General features: G+C 41.6%; 26 protein-coding genes. 11 read left to right on the top strand and 15 right to left on the bottom strand.

Going from position 1 to position 26,426, the window contains the following annotated elements:
- Positions 1 to 211: 211 nt before the first annotated feature.
- The 3 genes from BLU33_RS23100 to BLU33_RS23090 form a co-directional block, all read right to left on the bottom strand.
- Positions 212 to 1,921: a protein-disulfide reductase DsbD family protein gene (locus BLU33_RS23100; RefSeq protein WP_091379041.1), complete on the bottom strand. Its 1,710-nt coding sequence runs from the start codon at positions 1,919 to 1,921 to the stop codon at positions 212 to 214.
- A 13-nt stretch (positions 1,922 to 1,934) separates the two neighbouring features.
- On the bottom strand, positions 1,935 to 2,387 hold the full coding sequence (locus tag BLU33_RS23095; RefSeq protein WP_091380933.1) for a protein-disulfide reductase DsbD N-terminal domain-containing protein: 453 nt from the start codon (positions 2,385 to 2,387) through the stop codon (positions 1,935 to 1,937).
- 194 nt (positions 2,388 to 2,581) lie between these two features.
- A complete protein-coding gene (locus BLU33_RS23090) occupies positions 2,582 to 3,262 on the bottom strand; it encodes a biotin--[acetyl-CoA-carboxylase] ligase (protein ID WP_232009346.1) in 681 nt (226 codons plus the stop codon).
- A 141-nt stretch (positions 3,263 to 3,403) separates the two neighbouring features.
- On the opposite strand from BLU33_RS23090, the gene rsfS reads away from it, so the two are divergent.
- The 3 genes from rsfS (at position 3,404) to BLU33_RS23075 (ending at position 6,691) form a co-directional block, all read left to right on the top strand.
- Complete coding sequence (gene rsfS, locus BLU33_RS23085; RefSeq protein WP_091379036.1) at positions 3,404 to 3,778, top strand: ribosome silencing factor; 375 nt, start codon at positions 3,404 to 3,406, stop codon at positions 3,776 to 3,778.
- A gap of 64 nt (positions 3,779 to 3,842) precedes the next feature.
- Entirely contained in the window at positions 3,843 to 5,963 is a 2,121-nt protein-coding gene (ftsH, locus tag BLU33_RS23080; protein WP_091379034.1) for an ATP-dependent zinc metalloprotease FtsH, read from the top strand.
- A gap of 89 nt (positions 5,964 to 6,052) precedes the next feature.
- Entirely contained in the window at positions 6,053 to 6,691 is a 639-nt protein-coding gene (locus tag BLU33_RS23075) for a LutC/YkgG family protein (RefSeq protein ID WP_091379031.1), read from the top strand.
- A 94-nt stretch (positions 6,692 to 6,785) separates the two neighbouring features.
- Here the strand turns inward: BLU33_RS23075 and BLU33_RS23070 are convergent, their stop codons facing one another.
- The gene (locus tag BLU33_RS23070) at positions 6,786 to 7,223 is read right to left on the bottom strand and encodes a cupin domain-containing protein (RefSeq protein WP_091379029.1); all 438 of its coding nucleotides are present in this window, start codon (positions 7,221 to 7,223) and stop codon (positions 6,786 to 6,788) included.
- A 227-nt stretch (positions 7,224 to 7,450) separates the two neighbouring features.
- Here BLU33_RS23070 and BLU33_RS23065 point away from each other — a divergent pair, with 227 nt between their 5' ends.
- The 5 genes from BLU33_RS23065 to BLU33_RS23040 all read left to right on the top strand — a co-directional run bounded on the left by BLU33_RS23065 (position 7,451) and on the right by BLU33_RS23040 (position 12,581).
- Entirely contained in the window at positions 7,451 to 8,314 is an 864-nt protein-coding gene (locus BLU33_RS23065; RefSeq protein ID WP_091379026.1) for a hypothetical protein, read from the top strand.
- 158 nt (positions 8,315 to 8,472) lie between these two features.
- On the top strand, positions 8,473 to 9,396 hold the full coding sequence (locus BLU33_RS23060) for a hypothetical protein (protein WP_091379023.1): 924 nt from the start codon (positions 8,473 to 8,475) through the stop codon (positions 9,394 to 9,396).
- 652 nt (positions 9,397 to 10,048) lie between these two features.
- On the top strand, positions 10,049 to 10,867 hold the full coding sequence (locus BLU33_RS23050; protein ID WP_091379017.1) for a sensor histidine kinase: 819 nt from the start codon (positions 10,049 to 10,051) through the stop codon (positions 10,865 to 10,867).
- Positions 10,839 to 11,480, top strand: a complete 642-nt coding sequence (locus tag BLU33_RS23045; protein ID WP_091379014.1) for a response regulator transcription factor — start codon at positions 10,839 to 10,841, stop codon at positions 11,478 to 11,480. Before BLU33_RS23050 ends, BLU33_RS23045 begins: the two co-directional genes overlap by 29 nt.
- A gap of 30 nt (positions 11,481 to 11,510) precedes the next feature.
- Positions 11,511 to 12,581: a PA0069 family radical SAM protein gene (locus tag BLU33_RS23040; RefSeq protein WP_172829288.1), complete on the top strand. Its 1,071-nt coding sequence runs from the start codon at positions 11,511 to 11,513 to the stop codon at positions 12,579 to 12,581.
- 441 nt (positions 12,582 to 13,022) lie between these two features.
- Here BLU33_RS23040 and rpiB read toward each other — a convergent pair whose 3' ends face one another.
- The 10 genes from rpiB to BLU33_RS22990 all read right to left on the bottom strand — a co-directional run bounded on the left by rpiB (position 13,023) and on the right by BLU33_RS22990 (position 22,627).
- On the bottom strand, positions 13,023 to 13,460 hold the full coding sequence (rpiB, locus tag BLU33_RS23035) for a ribose 5-phosphate isomerase B (RefSeq protein WP_091379008.1): 438 nt from the start codon (positions 13,458 to 13,460) through the stop codon (positions 13,023 to 13,025).
- A 444-nt stretch (positions 13,461 to 13,904) separates the two neighbouring features.
- Positions 13,905 to 14,774, bottom strand: coding sequence for a twin-arginine translocase subunit TatC (gene tatC / locus BLU33_RS23030; RefSeq protein WP_091379005.1), 870 nt, complete (start codon positions 14,772 to 14,774; stop codon positions 13,905 to 13,907).
- A 62-nt stretch (positions 14,775 to 14,836) separates the two neighbouring features.
- Positions 14,837 to 16,177, bottom strand: coding sequence for an acetyl-CoA carboxylase biotin carboxylase subunit (gene accC, locus BLU33_RS23025; protein WP_091379004.1), 1,341 nt, complete (start codon positions 16,175 to 16,177; stop codon positions 14,837 to 14,839).
- 152 nt (positions 16,178 to 16,329) lie between these two features.
- Positions 16,330 to 16,800 carry an acetyl-CoA carboxylase biotin carboxyl carrier protein gene (accB, locus tag BLU33_RS23020; RefSeq protein WP_091379001.1) on the bottom strand — a complete coding sequence of 157 codons (471 nt, stop codon included), beginning with the start codon at positions 16,798 to 16,800 and terminating at the stop codon, positions 16,330 to 16,332.
- A gap of 203 nt (positions 16,801 to 17,003) precedes the next feature.
- On the bottom strand, positions 17,004 to 18,002 hold the full coding sequence (locus BLU33_RS23015) for a beta-ketoacyl-ACP synthase III (protein ID WP_091378999.1): 999 nt from the start codon (positions 18,000 to 18,002) through the stop codon (positions 17,004 to 17,006).
- Positions 18,003 to 18,014: 12 nt separating this feature from the next.
- Positions 18,015 to 18,950, bottom strand: a complete 936-nt coding sequence (gene plsX / locus BLU33_RS23010) for a phosphate acyltransferase PlsX (RefSeq protein ID WP_091378996.1) — start codon at positions 18,948 to 18,950, stop codon at positions 18,015 to 18,017.
- Positions 18,951 to 18,964: 14 nt separating this feature from the next.
- Entirely contained in the window at positions 18,965 to 19,156 is a 192-nt protein-coding gene (gene rpmF / locus BLU33_RS23005) for a 50S ribosomal protein L32 (RefSeq protein WP_091378993.1), read from the bottom strand.
- Between the two features lie 16 nt (positions 19,157 to 19,172).
- Positions 19,173 to 19,691: a YceD family protein gene (locus tag BLU33_RS23000; protein ID WP_091378991.1), complete on the bottom strand. Its 519-nt coding sequence runs from the start codon at positions 19,689 to 19,691 to the stop codon at positions 19,173 to 19,175.
- A 415-nt stretch (positions 19,692 to 20,106) separates the two neighbouring features.
- Complete coding sequence (locus BLU33_RS22995) at positions 20,107 to 20,733, bottom strand: hypothetical protein (protein WP_091378988.1); 627 nt, start codon at positions 20,731 to 20,733, stop codon at positions 20,107 to 20,109.
- A 187-nt stretch (positions 20,734 to 20,920) separates the two neighbouring features.
- Complete coding sequence (locus BLU33_RS22990; protein WP_091378985.1) at positions 20,921 to 22,627, bottom strand: NHL domain-containing protein; 1,707 nt, start codon at positions 22,625 to 22,627, stop codon at positions 20,921 to 20,923.
- Between the two features lie 462 nt (positions 22,628 to 23,089).
- Here BLU33_RS22990 and BLU33_RS22985 point away from each other — a divergent pair, with 462 nt between their 5' ends.
- Positions 23,090 to 23,362: a DUF4242 domain-containing protein gene (locus BLU33_RS22985; RefSeq protein WP_091378983.1), complete on the top strand. Its 273-nt coding sequence runs from the start codon at positions 23,090 to 23,092 to the stop codon at positions 23,360 to 23,362.
- 415 nt (positions 23,363 to 23,777) lie between these two features.
- On the opposite strand, the gene pdxA is transcribed toward BLU33_RS22985, so the two are convergent.
- Complete coding sequence (pdxA, locus tag BLU33_RS22980) at positions 23,778 to 24,833, bottom strand: 4-hydroxythreonine-4-phosphate dehydrogenase PdxA (RefSeq protein WP_091378980.1); 1,056 nt, start codon at positions 24,831 to 24,833, stop codon at positions 23,778 to 23,780.
- 186 nt (positions 24,834 to 25,019) lie between these two features.
- On the opposite strand from pdxA, the gene rsmA reads away from it, so the two are divergent.
- Positions 25,020 to 25,799 carry a 16S rRNA (adenine(1518)-N(6)/adenine(1519)-N(6))-dimethyltransferase RsmA gene (gene rsmA, locus BLU33_RS22975; RefSeq protein ID WP_091378977.1) on the top strand — a complete coding sequence of 260 codons (780 nt, stop codon included), beginning with the start codon at positions 25,020 to 25,022 and terminating at the stop codon, positions 25,797 to 25,799.
- 22 nt (positions 25,800 to 25,821) lie between these two features.
- A complete protein-coding gene (locus BLU33_RS22970; RefSeq protein ID WP_091378974.1) occupies positions 25,822 to 26,364 on the top strand; it encodes an SMI1/KNR4 family protein in 543 nt (180 codons plus the stop codon).
- The last annotated feature ends 62 nt before the right edge of the window (positions 26,365 to 26,426 follow it).

Raw genomic sequence — 26,426 nt, 5'->3', positions numbered from 1 at the left:
CTCCGTCATCCTGAACTTGTTTCAGGATACCACAGGACATTTAGACCGCATGGTGGCTGCTTAGCGCGTGGGTTGCCGAAACAAGTTCGGGATGACATAGTATTGTGGTTATGGATTGCAGCGAGTTGACTCACCCCGACTACGCGCGTGTCTCATCCTCTCTCCCGCAAGCGGTAAAGAGGATGAGAAAAAAATAAAATATAAGTTATTGTTACTTCTTATATGCCGCTATACCGCTCTCCAAAAACTTCAGATAGCTGTCAACGTCATAATCAGCGGGCGATGGGTTTATTATTTGACCACTTTTGTCAGTCATTAAATTGCCGTCGCTGTCAAGCAATACATAGTAAGGCTGCGAGTTGGAGTTAAACCTTTTGGCTTCCAGGTCGCTCCATTTGTTGCCAAGGCTTACAATTTTCTTACCGCTGTAGTCTGATACTAACTGCTCGCTGGCAGGCAGCTCCGCCTTATCATCAACCACAAGCTGCAGCAATACAAAGTCGTTTTTCAGGTGATTGAACACCCTTGGGTCCGACCATACATTGGCTTCCATTTTACGGCAGTTAACACAGTTAAAGCCGGTAAAGTCGATCATGATAGGTTTGTGCAATTCTTTGGATACCTGTAAAGCCTGATCATAATCATACCATGCGTCAAGTCCGCGGGTTTTTATGCGATCATAGTTACCGGCGTATTTTTTAACTTTTATGGATGACTGAGGGCCTGTAGCCGGTGCCGAACCACCGGGGGCTTGCGACAAGTCGAAATCCTGCGTAGCTATCGGCGGTAAAAAAGCGCTGATAGATTTTAGCGGCGCTCCCCATAAGCCCGGGATCATGTAAACAACAAACGCGAATACGATGATGGACAAAAAAGTGCGCGGTATTGTCAAGTATAGCACATCGCTGTCATGCGAAAATTTGATCTTGCCTAACAGGTATAGGCCCATCATCAAACCAATGGCTATCCAAAGCGAAAGGAAAATCTCGCGATCGAACCAGTTCCAATGATAGGCTAAATCAACATTTGAAAGGAATTTTAGTGCAAAAGCCAGTTCTAAAAATCCTAATATCACTTTCACGCTGTTTAACCATCCACCCGATTTTGGCAGTGATTTTAAAGCCGACGGGAACAAAGCAAAAGCCGTAAATGGCAATGCCAACGCTAATGAAAAACCAAGCATACCTACTGCCGGGCCAAGCCTGTCGCCTTTTGAAGCAGCATCAACCAGTAAAGTACCAATGATAGGGCCTGTACAGGAGAACGACACCACAACCAATGTGGCTGCCATAAAGAAAATGCCACTTATACCACCTTTGTCTGAATTTGCATCCAGCTTATTAGCAAGCGAACTTGGCAGGGTAATTTCAAATGCCCCCAAAAATGAGATACCAAATACCACCAGCAATAAAAAGAAGAATATATTAAATATGCCATTGGTAGCTAGTTCATTCAACGCATCCGATCCAAACAGGATGGTGATCACCATCCCCAGCGCTACATAAATAACGATGATCGAAAGGCCGTATATTAATGATTGCGACACCCCCTTAGCGCGCGAACCTGCCTTTTTGGTGAAAAAGCTTACCGTTAATGGCAACAGCGGATATATACAAGGTAAAATCACCGCTGTAAAACCACCTAAAAGGCCTATTAAAAATATCTCCCAAAGGCTTTTAGGTGCTTCTTTGGCAACAGTGTTTACAATAGGTTTAGCTTTCTTAATCGAATCCTGTTTCTTCCTGAAGGCAGCTAAACTATCGGCCTTGGTAGGTATCGATGTAAACTGCACATCGGCTGAGGATGCGGTATCTGCTTTTTGGCCGGCACGGGCGTTAACCGGCAATGCCGATAACGCGGCAAATGCCAGGCAAAGGATCAATAAATAACGGGTCAAAAAACGTGGGGCTGTCAATTTCATTTTCTGTTAGGTATTACTTGCTTATCGTGACAGAAAAATCAACATCATCCGGTGGAAGGCATTTTTTATCGTTACAGGTCATGTATTCCAGCTGGCCTTTAACAACCGTTGCATTAGGTGTTTTAAGCTTTATTTTTTGCTGAAAAGTAACTGTTTTTTCAAAGTAGGTAACATCAATACCGAAAGTCTTTTCAAATTTGGTTACAGGAGTTGGTTCAGCAAGTTTGCCAGCTAAGGTGTAATCTTTTGATGGGGTAAAAGTGAATGACGTTTTTATCGGACCGCCATCTTTTTGGTATGCTGAGTAAATATGCCAATCATCATCAATAGTGGCTCTTAAAAATACAACCGCCTCTGTAGGGCTGATCCTCTTGGCAGCATAGGCCCATTTTACATGCGATTCAATTTGAGCATAAGCACCAGTACTTACCATAAATACTGCCATTAAAAACAATAACTTTTTCATCTGTTTGTTCATCAGTTTACTTGTTCATTCTGTTTGTTCATTCGTTCACTTGTTCATTGGTCTTTTATGTTGGCAAATATGACCCGATGGACTGGCTTACCTACGACGATATTAGCTCATTAACATCCTTTTGGGTAGTTCCTTTGCCGCCAATGCACCAATGAACAAATGAGCTAATGAACCAATGAACAATTTTATCTATTTAAAAATTCAATTTCTTTAAAGCTAAACTCCAATTCAGCTCCAATATTACTCTTTATTACTAATATGCCGTTATCTTTAACGGCTTTTATCTCCCCTTCAAAAACACTACCGTTTGATCGGAAAGCGTGTTGCTCGTTTAACCAGTATAGTCGGTTAAGATAGGCTTTCCTTACAAAATCAATTTTGCCTGCCTTTAACTGCAAATAGTACGCTTCAATATGGCTGCAAATTTCAGATAATAAAGCTCGCAAATCGTAATCCTGTTGTAAGATTTGCTTAACCGACACCGGGTTAGGCACCCAGTCGGGGAAAACATCCTGGTTAACGTTCAATCCTATGCCAATAACCGACTGCCTGATCTGGCCACCCTGCAGCAAATTCTCTATCAGTATGCCACCCAGCTTGCCATCGGCATAATAAACATCATTGGGCCATTTTATTTTTAGCTTATCGCCCAGCAGGGGTTCAAGCGCGTCATGTACACCCAGGCTTATTACCCTTGTAAGATCAAACTGATTGGCAACTGCCAAAAAAGTAGGGTTAAGGAGCAGGCTAAAAGTCAGGTTTTTTCCGGGGTCACTGTTCCATTTGTTCATTTGCTGGCCACGGCCAGCATACTGGCTTTCTGCCATAATGACCGTTCCTTCAGGCAATGGCTTGGAATTTGACAATGTATTCTTTAGGAATGTATTTGTTGAGTCAACTTCTTTTAGAGTTATCAAATTTTGTCCAACAAATAATCCTGAAAATATGTTATTTTGCAAAATAATAATAATTTGTAACTTAAATTCGTTCAAAACTAACTCTTTTTGATGGTAAAAAGTAAAGCGTTAAAGGAATCTACCTATATCTCTGAATTAGCCATACATGGCATGCAGGAAAAAAAGGGGAATGACATTGTCAGGTTAGACCTCCGTAATATATTCAGTTCAGTATCTGACTTCTTTGTGATCTGCCATGCCGATTCAACCACCCAAGTACGAGCAATTGCAAACAGTGTTGAGGACGAAATATTCAAAGCCACCCAAACTGAGCCCTGGCGCAAAGAAGGGCTTGAATACAGCGAATGGATAGTGCTGGATTATATTGATGTGGTAATACACATTTTCAGGACGGATAAACGTGAATTTTATGGCGTAGAGGATCTGTGGGGAGATGCAGAGATCAAGAACTACAGAAGCGCCTGATAACGACATTTCATGCCCCTTGTAAATGTTAAATTGTTAATTGTAAGTTTGTGCTTGTAAAGAAATGAAAGATAATAAATTGGAAAAACCAAAACCGATCCGGAAAATATCAAATAAAAAGGCCCCTAAACCACCCAGATTTAGCTTCATGTGGGTTTATGCCATTCTTATATTCGTATTCCTGATAGTAACCCTTGTATTAAACGATAGCGGCAGCAAGCCTATCAGCTTCCAGTATTTTGCTGATAATATGCTAAAGAAGGGTGATGTTGAAAGGATAGTGGCCTATAAAAACGGTGACTTTGTTACTGCTGATATCTATATTAAAAAAGACAGCTTAAAAAAGAAAACCCAGTTGTATGGCGATGTAGCCAAAGATCAGAATGCTTTAAGCAGCTGGCAATCAGCCAGCTCTCAGTACCAGATTACTGACGCATCGATGGAAAGCTTGAAGGCTTCTTTAGCTAATGCTGAAAAAGGCTTACCTGAGTCGGATCAGATAATGCCTGAATATAAACAAAACGAAAGCGTGTTCTCAAACCCGCTGGTACAGTTTATAATTATGGGCGTATTGCTGGTGGCTGTGTGGCTGTTTATTATGCGCCGCATGTCAGGCGGTTCGGGCGGTGGCCCGGGTGGTCAGATCTTCAACATTGGTAAATCAAAAGCTACCTTGTTTGATAAAGAAGCCCAGGTATCGGTAACATTTAATGATGTGGCCGGGCTTGAAGAAGCTAAGCAGGAAGTAATGGAAATTGTGGATTTCCTTAAAAATCCCAAAAAATACACCAACCTGGGTGGTAAAATACCTAAGGGTGCGCTTTTAGTAGGCTCACCGGGTACAGGTAAAACCTTATTAGCCAAAGCCGTTGCCGGCGAGGCGCAGGTACCTTTCTTCTCATTGTCAGGTTCTGACTTTGTGGAGATGTTTGTGGGTGTGGGTGCATCACGTGTACGTGACCTCTTCCGCCAGGCAAAGGATAAAGCGCCATGTATCATATTTATTGATGAGATTGATGCCATTGGCCGTGCCCGTGGTAAAAACAATATAGTAGGCGGTAATGATGAACGCGAAAACACCCTGAACCAGTTATTGGTTGAGATGGATGGTTTCGGCACCGATTCAGGTATCATCATATTGGCTGCAACTAACCGTCCTGACGTATTAGACTCGGCTTTATTACGCCCGGGCCGTTTCGACAGGCAGGTATCAATTGATAAACCGGATTTGAATGGCCGTGAGCAAATATTCAAGGTTCACTTAAAACCTGTTAAACTTGCTGCCGGTGTTGATGCTAAGAAACTATCGGCACAAACACCTGGGTTTGCTGGTGCTGAAATTGCCAACGTTTGTAACGAAGCCGCTTTGATAGCTGCCCGTAAAAACAAAGAGGCAGTTGATATGCAGGATTTTCAGGATGCTATTGACCGTGTAATAGGTGGTTTGGAAAAGAAGAACAAGATCATATCACCTGAAGAAAAACGCATCGTAGCTTACCACGAAGCTGGCCACGCTATTGCAGGCTGGTTCCTGGAGCATGCCGACCCCTTGGTTAAGGTATCTATTGTTCCGCGTGGTGTGGCAGCCTTAGGGTATGCACAATACCTGCCAAAAGAGCAATTTTTATACACTACCGAGCAACTGGAAGACGGCATGTGTATGACACTTGGTGGCCGTGTTGCCGAGGATATCGTTTTCGGTAAAATATCAACAGGCGCTCAAAACGATTTGGAACGCATTACCAAGCTTGCTTATGCCATGGTTACCATTTATGGTATGAATGAAAAAGTAGGTAACGTATCTTTCAACGATACTCAGGGCGAATACCAGTTTAACAAACCTTATTCTGAAAAAACATCGGAGTTAATTGATACTGAAGTACGTAACCAGATAAACACTGTTTATGCACGTACTAAACAATTGCTTACTGATAAGCGCGAAGGCCTGGAAAAACTAGCTAACAAGCTGATTGAAAAAGAAATATTGTTTCAGTCAGACCTGGAAGAGATATTGGGCAAGCGTCCGTTTGATCATCGTACCACCTATGATGAATTTGTAAACGGCACACCAGAATCAAACCAGGAACCTGCAGCTCAAAGTCTTATACATGACGGCGTGGGTGATCGTTCAGGAACATTCGAAAGAAACCCTGAAGAAAAAGAAGCAAGTTCAAGTAACGAATAATTTAAGTCGAAAGTCTTGAGTCAAAAGTCCGAAGTCATTAAGTGATTTTGGACTTTTGACTTTCGGCTTCAGACTAACAGACTTTCAACATGAGGGATATAACTACAGCAAAGGAAAAATTACTTAAAAAGATCCGCAAGGCGCTTCTGGAAAAGAGGGATAACCCATACCCTAACCTTGAAGAGATGCCTATGTATCCACCTGATGAGGAGATGCTGGAAGTAACTTTTGCTGAGCAGTTTACTGCAGTATCGGGCCAGTTTGTTTTTTGTGAGGATGAGCTCCAGTTTATTGAAAGCCTGCTCACCCTGGCCGAAGAACGCAAGTGGACCAAAATATACTGCTGGGAACCTGCCCTACAGGAAATATTAACCCAATACGAATACCCTTTTTATGAAACCGATAGGGACTTTGACCAGGCCCAGGTAGGTTTTACCCTTTGCGAGGCCTTAATTGCGCGTAATGGCAGTATAATGCTCTCTAACGCTAATATGGCAGGCCGTAGGCTCAGCATATATCCGCCGGTACATATTGTGCTGGCATACACCTCCCAGTTAGTGCCCGATCTTAAAGATGCCTTTAAGCTGATGAAACAAAAGTACGGCGCACAAATACCATCCATGCTCACCACCGTTACCGGCCCAAGCCGCACCGCCGATATTGAAAAAACACTAGTCCTTGGCGCCCATGGCCCCAAGGAGCTATTTGTGTTTTTGTTGGATGGATAGGAGATAAACGATTAATTTGCTGGAATATTAATATAAAAAAATCCAGTAAAATAGATTGGCTATATGATTTAATCTGTAATTGTTATAACAATTACTATGCACAACAACACTGATAACAGTAAAACATTGTTGCCCCCAATTTTCCAACAGTAAATGAATATTTAACACCTTTAGGAATATACATCCAATCACCGGCAGAAAGCACTTTCCCATTATATTCAATTGAGCCGCTAACAATATACCTAAGGCCATCGCCATCATTATGAGAATGTTCTGGAACAAATGCCCCTGAAATACCAGTGGATATATAAAACTGTGACCTGTCAAGATAAAATGGCAGTTGCCATTTTTTAAAATTGTCCGGTACGTTATCTACATACAGGCTTGTCAAAAGCTCCTGTATATCCGGATCTTTTGAGGTTGAAATTTTTTCTTTCAGAGACCTTTTAAAATTAGTTGCTACGATAGCATGATTTATTCGCTCAATGCCTCGCTCAAATGTGCAACTGTTTGGTTTGAATTTATCGTTCATGACACAAAAATTTTGCCTACTCTAATCCGTTTTCGGCTAACCAGCGGCAATCAACCATTGATTGCTTAAGCCAAATTTCAATATAGCAGAGTTCCTAAATAATGGGGCGAAAACGGTATTTAACCGGCTTTTTAACCAATAAAATACCGTTAAAACACGGGGTGTGGATGAGTGAAAAGTATACTATTTTAGTTTACAATTAATTTTCAACCATACCCTTATCCCTCATGAAAAAATCTTCACTTGTAATGTTTGCTGCTTTACTGGCAATAGCATCTTGCCAAAAAAATGAAAGCAAAGATCAAAAGGCTCAAAGTAAGCCTTCAACAATCGCTGTTACCTTAAATGGCATAGATAAAGCAACCGCTGTTAAAATGATGCAAAATTTTATAAATTTAAGAGGCAACGACAGCAATCCCGTAAAAACGAGTGTTTGGTTTGATAGTGCAACCATTCATAAGATGTACCGATTACTTAAATCAGAAGGTGCAGACGGGGTACGTATATACTTTATAAGCGATGGCACCGTAAATAACGATCATTTGGAAAACTCCATAGCTTTGGTAGCAACAAAATATAATGGCGAATATACTGCTGTTCCCTGGGGAATGAAGCACCTCGATTATTATGAGCATTCATCCAACGATGCGTTATTCAGTAACCTAAAGGCCATTAACGGGGTTGTAAACTACGGAGAAAAAGATGAAGCCGTTTTATATAAAACCTGTAATAGCTGTAAGCCTGAGATGCTTAGTAGCACTAATAATATTCATCATATTTCAAGGAGCGTCGCCGAACAAATGGTTCAACAATTTGGCAGTCATTATATCAATACCATAAGCGAATGGTTCGACCTCGACTTGTTCCGAAGCTTTGCCGAAGACAACGTTCATGATGGGATACGAATTTATTTCGCGGCCAAACCCCTGGATTCACCAGATGCAGGAAGAAATGGTTTTTTATTTACCAAAACTATACAAAGTACCGGGCTTGATACACATGTTGATGATATTCAGAATAAAATTGCTGGGCAAAAACAGATAACTGATGCCCAGGATAATGGTGAAGAATGTCCGAATAATTGCAATTAAACCTTAATTAAGCAATTAACAAAGACCTCCCATTTTTTAATCCAGAGTCATTCCAAAAATGCACGGCTTTTTACTGTTAAAATACCGTTAAAACACGGGGTACGTGTGATTGGGCTGGCTCGTAAATTAGATAAAAATTAACCTTAATCTCAATTATCATGAAAAAAGTAATAATGTTTATACCCTTTTTATTGCTAATAATTAAAGCAAGTGCTCAAAATTCTGATGAATTTATTTCATTAAATGGCATACAACAATCTGATGCTGGAAAAATGATTACCCAATATAATAGTTTAAAAAACCAAGACACACACCCTAACCGCCAAAGTGTATGGATCAATAAGGCGACTCTTGATTTAATGGTTGCATTGCTATTAAAAGAGCAACAAGCATTTGAAGATACTGTACATTGCACTGATGGCATACGAATATATTTTGCAAGCAGCTTATCTAAAAGTAGTGGCCGGTTAAATAACTCACTTATAATTGTCTCAACATATTTTTCTGCAATTGACACTAACGCGCCATCTGGAGCACATCATACCGATTACTATAATCATGATGGGCAAGATCCTCTTTTTAAAAATCTAAATGCTATAAAAGGTCGTGTATATAGGAAGACTTTTTATGGGCGTGGAGAGATATTATACGACACTTGCACAAATTGCGAAACTGATATCGATTGTAAGACCGATGATCCCCACTATATCACAAGTGGTAAAGCAAAAAAGATGGTAAGTAATTTTGGCCAAAAGGCAATGACAACAAACAGTGAGTGGTTTGACTTAGGCCTTTTGCAAGCTTTTGCTGATAATAAACAACTAGATGGGATACGCATGTATTTCTCAAGACATACTGTGGGCGATACTAGTCCTCATCAGGATGTAAGTGATAAAGATGCACTTATACTGGTACCTACTGAACCACATGGCATGTGGCCCTTTGCCGACCATAAAGATTTTTTTGATTGCAGCATAACAAACGACTATTTTAAGAAATATTATTCTAAACACCATTTATTCAATCTTGCTGGCGCAGGAGGAGAGGATAACGGTGAACTATGCCCAAGCAATTGTAATTAATAGTGGTTTAAATTAGTATTATGCTAAAATTCTTTACCATAAGCACATCCATTGAGCTTATTTGTTTTGTTATTGCAATGATTTGCCTAATAAAAGACCTCAACATTATTTGGAGAAGTCAAATTTTGTACCTTTTTATAACTTGTGTTACGGAGTTTTTGGGGATTTTTATTAGCAATCATAAATATAGCAATCATTGGTTATATAATATCTTTATACTATTTGAGGCGGCCTTTACTTATTTGATGTTCAACTATTTATTAAGTATATACACAAAAAGTAAGCCTATAATTTTGTGTGGGCTTGCTTTATTTCTTGTATTATATATTTACTGCATCATTGCTCATACGTTCTTCTTTTATACCTATTGGGCATATACTGTACTATCAATAGAGTTTGTACTATATGGCTTATATTATTATTACTTGCTACTTAAAGATGATAAATATATCAACCTGAAATATTCGCCTGAATTTTGGTGGATCGCTGGAACTTTATTCTTTTATTTTGCCAATACAACGTGTAACTTATTTTATGATAAATTATATACTGTTATGATTACTAGTTTTCATCAGCACTTAACCTATTTTATTTTTAAGGCATTAAACATCATTTTGTATAGCTGCTGGAGTTATTCATTTATTTGCAAAAAATGGTTATCAAAAACATCACAGAGCTAGTTATACTAACCACATTAATCTTCCTGATAGCGCCAACTTTTCTGCTGATCTATATATTCATCTACAACCAGCGTAAAAAAAGGCATATCGAAGAAAAGGAACGCCTGCGGTCTGAATTTCAGCAGGAATTGCTCAAAACGCAGATTGAGGTGCAGGAGCAAACGCTGACCAATATCAGCCGCGAGATACATGATAATATTACCCAGGTGCTGTCATTTGTAAAACTAAATCTGGCCCTGATCGATCCCGCTGATGAGTATTGCAAAAGCAAGATAAACGAAAGCCGTGAATTGGTTGCCCAAACTATAAACGACTTGCGTAACCTGTCGAAAAGCTTAAGTTTTGAGCATATTACCCGGCTTGGGCTCGTAAAAACGCTTGAAATTGAAACCGAGCGTATCAATAACAGCGGCCTAATAAACGCAGAGATTATAATTGAGGGTGAAATTTATTCGTTGGGCGAGCAGCGCGAACTGGTGCTGTTCCGCATTTTCCAGGAAGCGTTAAATAACACACTTAAACATTCGGGGGCTAAACATTTGAAAATCAACTTGCAATATTCTAAACTAATACTTAACTTAACACTCGAAGATGATGGCGTGGGTTTTTCGCCCGGTTTAATTGACGATAATTTAGGATCCGGACTAAAAAACATGCAGAGCAGGGCAGCCTTGATCGGTGCTGTTGCAACTATTGACAGTTTGCCGGATAAAGGTTGTTGTATTAAGGTTACCCTAAACCCTTTTGAACAATTATACGATAATGGTACCCCTACAAATAGTTTTGGTTGATGACCACCGGCTCTTCAGAAGCGGCATAGCATCACTTATAAACAAATTGCTCCCGCAATATAAAATCCTCTTTGAAGCATCCGATGGCGAAGAACTGATGCGTAAACTCACCCCCAAATTAAAGCCCGATATTGTACTGCTTGATATTAATATGCCTAAAAAGGATGGCATTGCTACCGCCCAATGGCTGCGCAGTACCTATCCCGATGTAAATATTATTGTGCTATCCATGTTTGAAGATGCTGAAAAAGTGCTCCAAATGGTAAAAATTGGCGTTAAGGGCTATCTGCTAAAGGATGCCGAACCGCATGAATTTGAACAGGCACTGCAAAAAGTAACGCAGGGCGAGGTTTATTATCCGGATTTTGTTACCCGCCATCTGCTCAACAATTTTAACCATCAGCAGGATCAACAAATAAAACTAAATACCCGCGAAATAGCATTCCTGAAACTCGCCGGCACTGAACTTACCTACAAAGAAATTGCCGACCAGATGTGTATCAGCGCACGTACCGTTGATGGCTACCGCGATCAATTGTTCGAAAAATTGCAGATAAAAAGCAGGGTTGGCCTGGTACTGTATGCCATAAAAAATAAATTAATCGATTTGTAATTTACTAAAATTATTAGCAAATTTGTTCGCATGTCACATGAGGATAATGCCGATTTTTTTAAGGGCCGGGGAGCGCAGGTAAATACACACAACAAGTTTTTAAAAAACAAATATGTGCTCGAGCATATTGAAGGGCTTGACGAAGCTTTGCTGGAGAATACCGCGACGCAGCTGTTTGAGGAGAACCCAAAGAAGATTGTAAGCGAATCCAACAGTCCGGACCTGAGCCATATGTTCTCTATAAACCCTTACCAGGGCTGCGAACATGGCTGCATTTACTGCTATGCCCGCAATACACACGAATACTATGGCTTTAGTGCCGGGCTCGACTTTGAACGCAAGATCATCGTGAAACGTAACGCTGCCGAACTATTGGAGCAATACTTCAACAAAAAAAATTATCAGCCCGTAGCCATCCTGTTATCGGGCAATACAGATTGCTATCAGCCTATTGAGCGCAAGCTAAAAATAACCCGCTCGCTATTGCAAATATTCCTGCAATACCGCAATCCTGTAAGCATTATCACCAAAAACAATGTGATCCTGCGTGATCTGGATATCCTAACCGAGCTCTCAGCCATGAACCTGGTGCATGTAAACGTGTCAATAACCTCGCTCAACGAACAATTAAGGCAAAAGCTTGAGCCACGTACCGTAACAGCCACAGGCAGGCTGGGGGTGATCCAAAAGCTGTCAGAGCTGGGTATCCCCGTAAGGGTGATGGCAGCGCCCATCATCCCAGGCCTTAATAGCCAGGAAGTGCCCAACATCATTAAAGCCGCTGCCGATAGGGGCGCCGTTGCAGCAGGTTTTACCATAGTGCGGCTCAACGGCAGTATCTCCGAAATATTTGCCGACTGGATACACAAAGCTTTCCCCGACAGGGCCGAAAAGGTGCTGAACATGATAAAATCCTGCCACGATGGCAAACTCAATGACAGCAATTTCGGCCGGCGCATGAGCGGCGATGGGCCAATAGCAACATCTATCCACCAAATGTACCGCATGGCCTGCAACCGCTTTTTAGCCGGAAGAGAAATCCCACCATTTGATTATACGCTGTTTGTGCCGAAGGGAGGGAAGCAAACGGAGATGTTTTGAGAGGGGGAACAGAAAGCTTTTATTTTTCACCGTCAGTAGAACAGCTTCGGGTGAAATCAGGCAAAACAATGGTGGCCTTGTGAGTGGCAGGGCATAGGAAATTTTTGCAGCGCATGGGGTGGTGAACGCAATATGGCCGCAAAAAGATTCCAGCCCAGGTTTTGCCTGATTTGCAGTGCAAGGCCAGTGCGGCCAAGAAGCCTAATCTACTGACTTGATTTATTCATCTATTATTTGTTTTTTAATGGTATTCATGAGCTCCCTCTGGTCGGGTTTTGCTACCTTTTGTATCAAGACAAAAGTAGTAGCCTCCGCGGCAATGAGCGGCTTCACGCGATATGTAAGCGACATGCTAATTCGCTCTGTACAGTCCGGGGATTGCTTCGTCGTTCCTCCTCGCAATGACGCGCGCGGAGGGGATGGTTGTTATCTTCTTCCTTTTTAGCAACTCATCTTATCCACCCTATCCGCATGCCTGCCGCCTTCAAAGTCAGCACTTAAAAAGGCTTCAACAATTGCTTTGGCTTCATCAAGCGAAATAAAGCGGGCGGGGATACAAACGACATTGGCGTTGTTGTGGCTGCGGGCTAAAACGGCAATTTCCTGGTTCCAGCATATGGCGGCGCGAATGCCTTGATGTTTGTTAGCAGTAATGGCTACCCCGTTTGCGCTGCCGCAAACCAAAATGCCGAAATCAAATTCGCCGCTTTCAACAGCTAGTGCTACGGGATGGGCAAAATCAGGATAATCAACAGATGCGGAAGAGTAGGTGCCGAAATCCCTTACTTCTGTAGCGGTAGTTAAATTTTCGGCCAGCGCAAGCTTGTAATCGAACCCGGCATGGTCGCTGCCGACAGCTATTTTTAATCCCTCTTTCATCACCTAAATTATAATGGTTTAACAAGGCCAAAGATAGATTATTTACGGAAAATAAATATTGGGTAAAGTTTAAAAAATTCCCATTAGCCCTCTTTATGCGCAGCATAGAGAGAGTGATCCAGCGAAGCGCAGATCGGGTGAGTTGGCGAAGCGCGTCGAAGTTTCGCGTTAGTGATAGCAGCGGATACCGGCCAATCGGGGGCCTCAGTGCAGGCCGAGCTTAAGGCCTGCGGGCGTATGAGCGAAAAGCACGGGCCGCAAGGTAACGCCCAAATTATCGCTTCAATAACACACCCCTAACCCCTCTCAAGAGGGGAACTTTGGCGGCTTAAAGCGCAGAGTTAAATCACTCCGACTTCGTTTCAATTTTAAGCCCTCTCAACCGCAAGCGGTAAAGAGGGCTTAAAAGAATTAAAATTTTTGATTTGATGTTTTAAGCTCAGTTTATGAAGCCATTAGCTCTTCATGTTTCTTTAACCTGCGTTTTTCAACTACTGAAGCCACCAGTATGCCTACCTCATATAATACCAATAAAGGGATAGTAGCAAGCGTAGTTGTTAAAATATCAGGCGATGGCGATACGATGGCACCTACTATCATGATGATAACAATAGCATAACGCCTGGTTTTACGCATAAAGGTACCTGTAAGTATACCAATGCTGGCAAGTATGTAAATAACTATCGGCAACTCAAATAATATGCCCGTTAACAGGGTTATGGTTGACACGATGGAAAGATAAGAGCTGATGGTGAATTGGTTGTTTATGGTATCGCTCACCGTATATCCGGCTAAAAAAGCTACCGACTCAGGTACCAGGATGTAGTAGCCGAAAAGTATCCCCACAATAAAAAGCATGGATGCATAAAATACAAACCCGCTGGCTGCTTTCCGTTCCTTTTCCAAAAGGGCTGGTTTGATGAACCTCCATATCTCCCATAAAATATAGGGGATGCCCAATATTACGCCAATCAGCAACGAAGTGTTGATCTGCAATAGAAACTGCCCGGCCATTTCGGTATTGATGATATGGCCGTTTATATGATCGATACAAAAACCCGAAAGATGAAACAGCGTACCCAAATAACACATCATCCTGAATGACCAGAATGTTGGGTGAAATGGCGCCATAATAATGGTATTGAACAAAAAATGAAAATTGCAGAAAGCTATAATACTGAACACAGCCACTGCAATAACCGACCGGATCAGGTGCCAACGAAGGGCCTCCAAATGATCGAAGAACGACATTTCAGCCTCGAGGTTATTACCTTTTTCCTTTATCGCTTTTACTAAATTCTTTTCGTTGCTCATGGCTGTGGTTGAATCCTTATACTGAATGCTATGTACGTTTTATTACAGTAATATGGTTTCAATTATTCTGAGTATTCAAACGTTTCCATAAACTTGGTGGTAAAATTACCGGCACGGAAATTAGGGTCCTGCAGTAATTTTAGGTGGAATGGTATGGTGGTTTTAACACCTTCAATCACAAACTCGCTCAGGGCACGTTCCATGGTGCTTAAAGCTTCATCGCGTGTTTGGGCAACGCAAATTACTTTAGCAATCATTGAATCGTAATTAGGCGGTATCACATAACCGGTGTACACATGCGTATCAATACGCACACCGTGGCCACCCGGCGAGTGGAAGTTAGTGATCTTACCCGGTGACGGGCGGAAGTTATTGAACGGATCCTCAGCATTAATACGGCACTCAATGGCATGCATGGTTGGCTCGTAGTTTTTACCTGAGATAGGTATGCCGGCGGCAACCTTTATTTGTTCTTTTATTAAATCGAAGTTGATTACTTCTTCTGTTACCGGATGCTCTACCTGTATACGGGTGTTCATTTCCATAAAGTAGAAGTTGCGGTCTTTGTCAACCAAAAACTCAACAGTTCCTGCTCCTTCGTATTTTACGGCTTTGGCGCCTTTTATAGCAGCCTCACCCATTTTTTTACGGAGTTTTTCGGTCATGAATGGTGAGGGAGCTTCCTCAACCAGTTTTTGGTGACGGCGTTGGATAGAGCAATCACGCTCCGACAGATGGCAAACTTTACCATACTGATCGCCTACTACCTGGATCTCGATATGGCGCGGGTCCTGAACATATTTCTCCAGGTACATGCCATCGTTACCAAACGCAGCGCCTGACTCAGCACGGGCTGAATCCCAGGCATTCTCAAACTCTTCGTCCTTCCACACTATACGCATACCACGGCCACCACCACCGGCGGTTGCTTTAAGTATTACAGGGTAGCCTATTTTTTTTGCTATCGCGATACCTTCTTTTACTCCGGTTAACAAACCGTCGGAGCCAGGCACTATAGGCACTCCGGCTTTTTTCATGGTTTCCTTAGCCGAGGCTTTATCACCCATTGAATTGATCTGCGCGGCGGTAGCGCCAATAAATTTTATACCATATTCGGCACAAATAGCCGAGAATTTTGCATTTTCAGATAAGAAACCATAGCCAGGATGGATAGCATCGGCATTGGTTAACTCAGCGGCTGAAATGATATTCGGGATATTTAAATAAGAATCTTTACTTGGAGGGGGGCCTATACAAACGGCTTCATCGGCAAAACGCACATGAAGGCTGTCGCGGTCGGCAGTAGAATATACAGCTACCGTTTTAATGCCCATTTCCTTACAGGTGCGAATAATACGCAAGGCAATTTCACCACGGTTAGCTATTAATATTTTTTTAAACATAGTTTTAATGTGCAAATATTTTAAATGTGCAGATGTGCAAATATGCAGATGTGCAGATTTTTTATGCGGGCTTAACCAGCATACTTTGTACTATTTTAAATGTCTTTTCTTTTCATCTGCACATATGCACATTCGCACATATGCACATCAAGTTACATCGGTTCTACCAAAAATAATGGCTGGTCGTACTCAACTGGTGATGCGTTATCAACCAATACTTTTACTACACGGCCTGATACTTCTGATTCGATCTCGTTAAACAACTTCATAGCCTCAATAATGCAAAGCACACTGCCGGTTGTTATTTCATCACCAACATTTACCATCATCGGTTTATCCGGACTTGCTGAACGGTAAAAAGTACCTATCATCGGCGATTTTATAGTGATATATTTTGATGTATCCTCAACAGCAGGAGCAGCTGAAGCTGCCGGGGCTATCTGTGCAATCTGCTCAGCAGGGGCATATGCAACAGGTTGTTGCGCCGGTACCGTAGCATTAACTATAGTTTGCGCCTGGTTGGTTTTGATCGTAATTTTAAAATCGTTTTGCTCTATCGCCACTTCGTTAACTCCTGATTTGGCTACGAAGCGAATAAGGTCCTGTATTTGTTTAATATCCATGCTTGGGGAATGAATTGATTTTGGATAAAGTTACATTATTAAATCAATGTGCAAATGTGCCTATATGCAAAAGTGCAGATTTTTAATGTTTAAATATTTTAATTGGTTAGTATTTTAACAAAACAAATTTTATAATGTTCTATTTTTTTAATGGATGTTTGATCATTTGCACATCTGCATATTTGCACACCTGCACATCAAAATCATTTGGCATCGTAAGCCCATTTTAAATAAATAGAGCCCCAGGTAAACCCACCGCCAAAAGCAGCAAATAACAGGTTATCTCCTTTTTTAAATTTATCTTCCCATTCCCATAAACAAAGCGGGATGGTTGCATTGGTAGTGTTACCGTAACGTTCAATATTTATGATCACCTTATCGGCGCTAACACCGGTACGGTTGGCAGTTGCATCAATTATACGTTTGTTGGCCTGGTGTGGTACCAACCATGCAATATCATCGGCTTTCAGGTCGTTACGCTCCATTACTTCGGCAGCAACATCGGCCATATTAGTAACCGCGAATTTAAATACAGCCTGACCTTCCTGATAAGCATAATGCTCGCGGGCATCAACCGTTTCGTGGCTGGCTGGCTTTACTGATCCACCTGCTTTTTGGTGCAGATAAGGGATACCGGCGCCATCGCTTTTCATAATAGAGTCGATAATACCAAACCCATCCTCATTAGGTTCAAGCAAGGCACAACCTGCGCCATCGCCAAAAATAATACAGGTAGCGCGGTCCTGGTAATCAACCATGGCCGACATTTTATCGGCACCCACTACTAATACTTTTTTATGTTTTCCGGTCTCAATAAACTGAGCGCCAACAGTTAAACCAAATAGAAAGCCTGAGCATGCAGCCTGAAGATCGAAACCCCAGGCGTTTTTAGCGCCTATTTTATGGCCTAATATATTTGCCGTAGCCGGGAAGGGCATATCGGGCGTTGTAGTGCAAAAAATAATAACATCGATCTCTTCGGCACTGATGCCGCGTTTTTTCAGCAGACCCTCAACGGCTGGTGCTGCCATATCAGAGGTGCCAAGGCCTTCGCCTTTTTGTATTCTACGCTCTTTAATACCTGTGCGGCTGGTGATCCACTCATCATTCGTATCAACCAATGTTTCCAGCTCTTTATTGGTTAAAATATACTCAGGTACATAACCATTTACAGCGGTAATAGCGGCATGAATTTTACTCATTTTATATGTTTTTTACTGAAAAGCCTGGGTGATCTGGTCAATCAGGCCGCTTTCAAGAATATCTTTTGATAAAAGAACCATGTTTTTAATAGCCTCGGGGTTTGATATACCGTGGCCAACCACAACAGGGGCATTAACACCCAAAATTGGGCTGCCACCATATTGTTCATAATTGAACCTATCGAAAAATTCGTCTTTGATTCCCTTTTTAAGGGCAATTTCGTAGAATGACTCGGAGAGTTTAATAATAATGTTTCCCGTGAAACCATCGGAAACCATTACATCGGCCATATCATCAAAAAGATGGCGGCTCTCCACATTACCCACAAAATTGAATAGGGTTGACGCTTTAAACAGCGGGAATGCAGCCTGGCTTAAAATATTGCCTTTCTCCTCTTCCTCGCCAATATTTACCAGCGCCACGCGTGGGTTTTTTATTTTATACACATACTCGGCCAATAACTTGCCAAGCATACCGAACTGCAAAAGCATTTCGGGTTTACAATCGGCATTGGCGCCAACATCAAGCAAAACACCTACACCACCAGCTACCTGGGGTACAATAGATGTGATGGCCGGGCGCTGTACACCCGGAATAGTCTTTACGCTAAACATTGACCCAACCAGCATAGCCCCGGTGTTACCAGCCGAGGAAAATGCCTGTATGGCGCCTTCTTTAAGAAGCCTGAAACCGACACTGATACTGGAGTCGGCTTTTTGAACGATTGCTTTTGTAGGATGTTCGCCCATGCCTATAACCTCGGTTGTATGTACAAACTCGAAGTTATCGGGGCTATAATTATTTTCCTGAAGTATTTTTACAGCTATATCTTTATCACCAATGAGCACCAGTTTTGGCCCGGATAAGGCTTTATGGGCCAAAATCGCGCCTAAAACGGCCGCTTCGGGGGCATAATCACCACCCATAATGTCTAAGCCGATCTTCATTTCAGAAAATTAACTTATGCTACAGCTGCTTTCTCAATCAGTAATTTACCATTGTAGTAAACGTTACCATCAACAGTATAAGCTCTGTGTGGCAAATGTACCGCACCGGTAGTTTTGCAAGTAGTTAATGTAGGCGCTACAGCCTTGTAGTGTGTTCTGCGTTTATCTCTTCTCGATTTGGATATCTTCCGCTTTGGATGTGGCATAACTTAATTTATTAAATCATTTAATTTTTTTGAGCGCGTCCCACCGTGGGTCCACTTGCTCATCCTGTTCATTATTTACTATAAGCTTGTTAAGGCTGTCCAGCATTTCCTTATCACAATAAGAGGTGTTACCCTCATCGTTACAAACCGCTATAAACGGCATTGCAACATTTATATATTCGTAGATCAGCCCTGCTATGTTGATCTCATGATCACTTTTCCCAAGGGTGATGATCTCTTCATCATCTATTTCTTCATCGCTAAACTTAGCGATCTGCTGCTCGCGGATATCAACCGGCTGCGGAAACTGTGACAGGCATCTGTCGCAATTTAAATCCATATGCCCGGTGATATGAAAATTCAGGATGATCATTGTCTCCTGTTTTTCCAACTCCACCACACACAGCAGCTTAGCCTTTTTTACCAGCGAATATTCAAATTCGTCGAAAAAGCTGTCTGTTATATCAAATTCAAACTGGTGCTTCCCCAGCTTTAAACCTGTATAAGGGATTGAATATGTTCTTAGCGATTTCAACGAGCAACAATTAGCCCGCAAATGTAAGGGAAATATTGGATATGTGGAAACGGTTTTTTTAAATAGAATTTTGGGTTGGGGAGGAGGGTTCGTGTGGCGAGGTTTGTGGGTTGGGGAGCGGGTTCGGGGAGCGGGATTCGTGTGGCGGGGCTGATAATCTAATTTGTCATTTCGAACGAGGTACGAGGAGAAAACTTCTGCGGGGTGCGTTTACGCTAGCACTACGGGTATGAGCATGATTGTAAATATTCGTAATATGCGAAAAACGAATATCTATTAATCCGCCAGACAATATTACACTAATTTTCTTTTGGGCGTTGCCTGCGGCCCGTGCTTTCCGCTCATACGCGCGCATGGCCTTAGGCGCTGGGCCGGTACCCGCTGCAATCACTAACGCGGGGCAAACAATTTAAAATCAGTCTGCTAAATCTTGATTTAATTCTTGATCAAATAAAAAGTCAGATATAATATCCAATCTATCTTTAATTATTTCAAAGCGAGAAATAAAATTTTCCAGATCTATCTCAACATTTCCAATCATATCAACATAAAAATGTTGCTCATATTTGTTGTTAAATGGATATCGAGAAAAATCCATATTATCCTTTTCCTTTGTTGCTTTTATTTTATCAAATAACTCTGCAATATATTCAGAAAGCTCTAAGGTACTTTTTTCAAACTCCTTTATACTAATAGAGCCTTTATATGCTTTTATTTTTGATTTCAAAGTCTGATAAATCTGTTTAATATTATGACTTCCTTCAATTTTTGCGTTTGAATTCATTATTATATTAAGAGTCCATGTTATAGCTTTTAAATACAATTCTATTCCATGGTTAGCATTTGTTAAAATTGGAAAAATTAATATATCAGCACTTTTATCGTTATTATAAATCAAGCAAAGCTTAGCTAATCTAATAGACGATGTCATAAAACCGTCAGCCAAATTCAGCATATTTCTAATATCATCATCTTGCCTGATACGCCAATTAAGAAACGCTATTTTGTCTATATCATCGTTCCTTGAAAATATTGGTTTCATATATTTGTAATTGAAAATATTCAAACATCGCACCTATTATAAATAAGTGCCACATAAAGATATAATAAATTATCAAGGCGCTGCCGCGAGTTTAGCGCAGCGTAACTCGCGGTAACAATTGTTCAAGCTTATTAGCTTGATCATCTTCAGCTGCCGTGCATGTTGGCCAGGTATGGTACAGAAGATTTTATCGTAAAAGCGTTATGCTTCCTGATTTTACCTTTACAGGTAAGCCCGAAAATTGATATTTAAGAACAAAATAATAAACACCTGCAGGGCAATATTTACGATTGTATTTACCATCCCAGGCAATACCAATATTATTTGATAAAAACAAAAGCACACCGTATCGATTGTAAATATTCATGGTGTAACTAACCGGCGAACCAGGAGATGTTGCTCCAAATTTATCATTTATACCATCGCCATTGGGTGAAAATGTATTTGGAATAGTCAAATCAATACCCGGGTCGGGGTTATTGCCAGTACCTGAATTTCCGCAATCAGTTATCTGAATTATTTGAGTATTTGTTGCACTCAGGCTACCGTTGTAAACGGTTACTGTAATTAAATAAGCGCCTGTAGTTTTAAAATTATGTTGCGGGTTAAAACTTTGCGAGGTATTATTTATTCCACTAGCCGGGTCACCAAAATCCCAGTTAACAGCATCGATATTATCTGTAGTTTTTAAATTAAATAAGGTTGAGCCTGTAGTACAGGCATTACTATAATTTATTACTGGTGAGGTGGGTGCTGTAGCTGTATTATTATTAATAATTTCTCTTACCCGGTAATTTCCCTCATCGGCGATGAACATATTGCCGAGGGCATCAAAAATGCTGGTAGTGGGGGACATTCCTGCTTTTAGCGGAGGACCGCCATCGCCACTGAAGGCAGGATTGCCATCACCTGCATATGCAGTTATAATTCCTGTAGCAATATTAACTTTACGAACATTATAACTACTTTGATTGTTATCCCCGCCACAAACATATAGGTTGCCCGAATCATCAATTGACAATCCCATAGGCATGTACATTTGGGCATTAACAGCCGGGCCATTATCACCTAAAAACCCATCCTCTCCGTTTCCTGCAACGGTGGTTATTATTCCGGTTTGGGCATCTATTTTACGGATACGGCTATTAACCATATCAGTAAAGTATATATCACCAGCCTTACTTATCACAATAGCTGATGGAGCAAACAATTTAGCGTTTATAGCAAGACCTCCATCGCCGCTAAAGCCACCATATCCTGGTGGATCGCTTCCAGCAACTTTTGTAATCACACCCGTTAATGCATCGATTTTACGGATACAATTATTATTAAAATCTGTAAAATATAAATTATCGGATTTATCAAAAGCAATACCCCATGGTTCAAATAGTAATGCATCTTTTGCCGGCCCGCCGTTGCCGGTATAGCCATTTAGCACCGCTCCATTACCTGCAATTGTGGTAATAATATTGCTAACAGCATCAACTCTACGGATACAATTATTCCAGTAATCGGCTATATATAAATTATCATGCGAATCAAAGGCAATACCTCTTGGTTCATTTAACTGTGCTAAGGTTGCATGCCCTCCATCACCGCTATAACCGCTTGTGGCATTACCAGCAACAGTAGTAATTATGCCGGTTTTAACATCTATTTTTCTAACCGTATAATAGGCTGCGCCCTGAGAGATATAAATATTATTCTTTGAATCGACACCTAAATACTGTGGGTTTATTTGAGCTTGAAGAGCTCCCCCCCCATCGCCACTATAAGTAGGAATGCCATTGTTACCAAACCCATTAAGACCGTTACCAGCGTAGGTTGAAATGGTTTGGGAATAAGATTTAACATTGAATAGAAAAAGAAAAATGAGAATGACTTTTTTCTTCATTAAAAATATGATGAAAACGTTATCGGTTTAAAGTCATTATACAGCGGTTTATTCATTGTGGATTCCTTGATCTAAATAAAATTACTTTGTTAAATTTTTTGTTAAATATGCCATACACAAATCTAATCTAATAATACTTCTGTGAAAACAGTAAGAAATGGAATTATGGTTGTTATTTTAAACACCAATGCTCACCTCCCGCTAGTAACTCGTGGTAACAATTGTTCAAGCTTATTAGCTTGATACTGCCTTTTTAAGCTGCAAGCTTTAGCCATGCCGCACCACGGGTTACGCTACGCTAAACCCGCGGCAGCAATCGATGGCGTTGAAAATCATTTCATTATATAAAATAAACTTTAAATTTGAGTAAGCATGTATACTGATATGGAGTCCGGCTACCATATTAAAAAACGGGACTACCGCCCCTTATAGTCAATATCAAATCAATAAACCATTTACATTATGCCAAAGTATGTAATTGAAAGGGAGATCCCCGGCGCGGGCCAAATTCCGCCAGACCAGTTGAAAGCTATTTCACAAACTTCATGCGGGGTGCTCAGCAACCTGGGGCCGCAGATTCAATGGGTACACAGCTACGTTACCGCCGATAAGATCTACTGCATTTATAATGCCCCTAACGAAGAAATGGTGCGCGAACATGCCAAACAAGGCGGTTTTCCGGCAAATTCGGTGAGCAGGGTAACATCTATTATTGATCCTACAACGGCGGAGTAACCCCCTAGCCCCCTGAAGGGGGAATGATTTGTATGGCGGTTTAGTCGGGTGTGCCACATTGTGCCGGGTGTGCCAAGTGTTTCATGTGTTCGGTGGCGCAGCTAGTGCTTGGGCCTTTACGCTCATGCTTCGACTATCGCTCAGCATGACACCTTACCCACACCAATGAATAATTTATAAATGCATTCACCCTCTTTGCGACTTGTCGCAGAGAGGGTGGTCGAGCGAAGCAAAGACCGGGTGAGTTGACGGAGCGCGTTGAAGCTTTGCGTTAGTGATTGCAGCGGATACCGGCCCAGCGCCTAAAGCCTGTGCGCGTATGAGCGAAAAGCACGGCCGAAGGCAACGCCCTGAACTGCATAGTTCGCGATTGCCACGTCGTTCCTCCTCGCAATGACATAGTGGGCTGACTCACTTAATCCCTATCCCTGCTCAGCTTGCTAAACGCCAGTGGGTTTTCGTTAAGTTCGGCGGTTTCGCGGCGGTGTTTGATGATGTGGATGGCGGTGAACAGGGCCTCGCGGAAGGATACTTCTGATGCTTTGTTCTTGCCCGCGATATCAAACGCGGTACCATGATCGGGAGAGGTACGGATGAAGCTTAGGCCAGCCGTAAAATTCACGCCCGATTCAAAGGCGATCTGCTTAAAGGGGATCAGGCCCTGGTCGTGGTACATGGCTAATACGGCATCAAACTGTAAATAAGTGCCGTTGGCAAAAAAGCCGTCGGCGGCGTATGGGCCCATGGCTAATATATCGTTAGCGCGAGCTTCCTCAATAGCGGGAGTAATAGTTTGTGCTTCTTCATTGCCGATAAGGCCGTTATCGCTGGCGTGGGGGTTAAGGCCCAGCACGGCAATCTTTGGTTTGCGGATCCAGAAATCCTTACGCAGGCTGGCATCCATCAGGCGCAGTTTGGATAATATGCCCTCGGTAGTAATACTTTCGGAGATCTTTGAAACCGGGATATGGCCGGTAACTACGCCAACGCGCAGGGTATCGCTCACCAAAAACATGAGTGAATCGGCACCGCCAGCGCGGTCCTGCAAATACTCGGTATGGCCGGGGAAGTTGAAGCTTTCGCTTTGTATCGTGTCTTTATTAATAGGTGCGGTAACCAGCGCGTCAATCTCACCTGCAAGCAAGTCGTTAGTAGCACGCTCAAGCGACATGAATGCATACTTGCCTATCTCCTTATTCACGGTACCGGGCTCAATTTTCACATCCTCCGTCCAGCAATTGATCATGTTGGGCTTGCGGGCTATTGCCTGCGAAGCGCTTGTGATCACATTAAAGTTAAACTCGTTAACATCAGATATTCGGCGGTAAAATGACGCTACTTTGGTATGGCCATAAACAATAGGGGTGCAGTAATCGTAAATTTTGCTGTCGGACAAGGTTTTGATAATGATCTCTAGTCCAATGCCATTAACATCGCCAATACTGATACCTATTTTTAATTTCTCGCTCATGTTTATATATGATTACACCGATTTGACTATGATTTCACAGGTTTTTAGCGTGATTTCACAGATACCATACCGGCGATGATTTTAGTTACGTTATGCCAAATTCTCTCGACTTACAAACGTAAATAAAAAGATTTGTTCCTCAATAAAGCACAAATATGTATAATTTGCGCAGATAATTGATTAGGAATGACATTGGTAAGGGCAAAAAAGCATTTAGGTCAGCATTTTCTTACTGATAAAAACATTGCAGCTAAGATAGTTGACAGTCTGCGCCCCGGCGATAAATACCACCATGTGCTGGAGGTTGGGCCGGGCATGGGTATCCTGTCTGATTTCCTGCTGCAAAAACCGGAGTATGATGTGCATTTGGTGGATATCGATACAGAATCATACCAGTTCCTGCAAAAGAAATACCCGCAACTGGGCAGCAAATTGCTTAATGCCGATTTTTTGGAGATGGATTTCGCGGCGCTATTTACCGGGCCATTAGCCATCATTGGCAACTTCCCTTACAACATATCATCACAAATATTATTCAAGGTACTGGATAACCGTCAGCAGGTGGTTGAGGTAGTGGGCATGTTCCAGAAGGAAGTAGCGGAGCGATGCTCATCCAAACCGGGTAGCAAGGAGTACGGCATCCTGAGTGTGTTCTTACAGGCTTATTATAAGGTAGAGTATTTGTTCACTGTAAAAGCGGGTGTGTTTAATCCACCACCAAAGGTGCTCTCCGCAGTGATCAGGCTTACCCGTAACGAGGTGGCCGAGTTAGGCTGCGATGAAAAGCTGTTTTGGCAGGTAGTAAAGGCAGGTTTTAATCAGCGACGCAAAACCCTGCGCAACGCGGTATCCTCCCTCATCAACAAAGAAAAAATGACCGACGAGCCCCTGCTTGAGCTGCGCGCCGAGCGTTTGAGTGTAGCGGATTTTGTTAGTTTGACGAATAAGATTTCGGCGGGGAGGTAGAAACCTATAAAAACTTAACGTTATGTTCTTTAAGAAACAAATCGATTATGAAAAAATACTTCTAAAGTATGTCGATTCTGATTTCTATTTAGTCGCGTGCGGGAAAGATGCACCCAGTTATGATACTTTAAAAATATTCGAAAAGAAACATAGCATAAAACTGCCAGAGGAGTTTAAAGCATTTTCCGTTTCGCCTTTAGGGGGAATTTACATTGATATTAAAGATGATATCTGGCCAAGACCTAAACCTTTAGAAGTAGGATCGTTTTGGTCTTTTCTATATGGATTTGCTGTTTTTGGATTTGCAATTGATATATCCGATTGGATGAATATTGAAAATCAGGCTAATAAATTCAAAGAACAAACGAATAATAACTATATACCATTCATGAAAGTTATTGGAGATTCGGATTTGTATTGTTTTGATGGGAAAGGATTAATTTATCAATGGGACCACGAACTTGATTTATTCAAAAAAATAGATAAGTCATTTAATGAACTATTAGAGTATGAAATATCTGAGTTAAAACTTCGAAAAGATAGAAAAGTAAAATCATCTTCATAAGCATACCAGATTACTTACATATAGTAGCTAACCTAATTATCCCCACAAATAATTATATTTAG

Source organism: Mucilaginibacter mallensis, from assembly GCF_900105165.1.
Lineage (GTDB): Bacteria > Bacteroidota > Bacteroidia > Sphingobacteriales > Sphingobacteriaceae > Mucilaginibacter > Mucilaginibacter mallensis.
The sequence above is the reverse complement of the archived record's forward strand: the minus strand, read 5'-3'. Positions and strand labels throughout refer to the sequence as shown.

Bases quoted from the DNA above. Each gene is read 5' to 3' on its own strand.
- rpmF (WP_091378993.1), bottom strand. From the start codon at position 19,156: ATGCCACATCCAAAGCGGAAGATATCCAAATCGAGAAGAGATAAACGC.
- BLU33_RS23050 (WP_091379017.1), top strand. From the start codon at position 10,049: ATGGTTATCAAAAACATCACAGAGCTAGTTATACTAACCACATTAATC.
- BLU33_RS22985 (WP_091378983.1), top strand. From the start codon at position 23,090: ATGCCAAAGTATGTAATTGAAAGGGAGATCCCCGGCGCGGGCCAAATT.
- accC (WP_091379004.1), bottom strand. From the start codon at position 16,177: ATGTTTAAAAAAATATTAATAGCTAACCGTGGTGAAATTGCCTTGCGT.
- tatC (WP_091379005.1), bottom strand. From the start codon at position 14,774: ATGAGCAACGAAAAGAATTTAGTAAAAGCGATAAAGGAAAAAGGTAAT.
- BLU33_RS23100 (WP_091379041.1), bottom strand. From the start codon at position 1,921: ATGAAATTGACAGCCCCACGTTTTTTGACCCGTTATTTATTGATCCTT.
- rpiB (WP_091379008.1), bottom strand. From the start codon at position 13,460: ATGAAAGAGGGATTAAAAATAGCTGTCGGCAGCGACCATGCCGGGTTC.
- rsfS (WP_091379036.1), top strand. From the start codon at position 3,404: ATGGTAAAAAGTAAAGCGTTAAAGGAATCTACCTATATCTCTGAATTA.
- BLU33_RS22970 (WP_091378974.1), top strand. From the start codon at position 25,822: ATGTTCTTTAAGAAACAAATCGATTATGAAAAAATACTTCTAAAGTAT.
- pdxA (WP_091378980.1), bottom strand. From the start codon at position 24,833: ATGAGCGAGAAATTAAAAATAGGTATCAGTATTGGCGATGTTAATGGC.
- BLU33_RS23060 (WP_091379023.1), top strand. From the start codon at position 8,473: ATGAAAAAAGTAATAATGTTTATACCCTTTTTATTGCTAATAATTAAA.
- BLU33_RS23065 (WP_091379026.1), top strand. From the start codon at position 7,451: ATGAAAAAATCTTCACTTGTAATGTTTGCTGCTTTACTGGCAATAGCA.
- plsX (WP_091378996.1), bottom strand. From the start codon at position 18,950: ATGAAGATCGGCTTAGACATTATGGGTGGTGATTATGCCCCCGAAGCG.
- rsmA (WP_091378977.1), top strand. From the start codon at position 25,020: ATGACATTGGTAAGGGCAAAAAAGCATTTAGGTCAGCATTTTCTTACT.
- accB (WP_091379001.1), bottom strand. From the start codon at position 16,800: ATGGATATTAAACAAATACAGGACCTTATTCGCTTCGTAGCCAAATCA.
- BLU33_RS22995 (WP_091378988.1), bottom strand. From the start codon at position 20,733: ATGAAACCAATATTTTCAAGGAACGATGATATAGACAAAATAGCGTTT.
- BLU33_RS23040 (WP_172829288.1), top strand. From the start codon at position 11,511: ATGTCACATGAGGATAATGCCGATTTTTTTAAGGGCCGGGGAGCGCAG.
- BLU33_RS23095 (WP_091380933.1), bottom strand. From the start codon at position 2,387: ATGAAAAAGTTATTGTTTTTAATGGCAGTATTTATGGTAAGTACTGGT.
- BLU33_RS23045 (WP_091379014.1), top strand. From the start codon at position 10,839: ATGGTACCCCTACAAATAGTTTTGGTTGATGACCACCGGCTCTTCAGA.
- BLU33_RS23070 (WP_091379029.1), bottom strand. From the start codon at position 7,223: ATGAACGATAAATTCAAACCAAACAGTTGCACATTTGAGCGAGGCATT.
- BLU33_RS22990 (WP_091378985.1), bottom strand. From the start codon at position 22,627: ATGAAGAAAAAAGTCATTCTCATTTTTCTTTTTCTATTCAATGTTAAA.
- BLU33_RS23075 (WP_091379031.1), top strand. From the start codon at position 6,053: ATGAGGGATATAACTACAGCAAAGGAAAAATTACTTAAAAAGATCCGC.
- BLU33_RS23015 (WP_091378999.1), bottom strand. From the start codon at position 18,002: ATGAGTAAAATTCATGCCGCTATTACCGCTGTAAATGGTTATGTACCT.
- ftsH (WP_091379034.1), top strand. From the start codon at position 3,843: ATGAAAGATAATAAATTGGAAAAACCAAAACCGATCCGGAAAATATCA.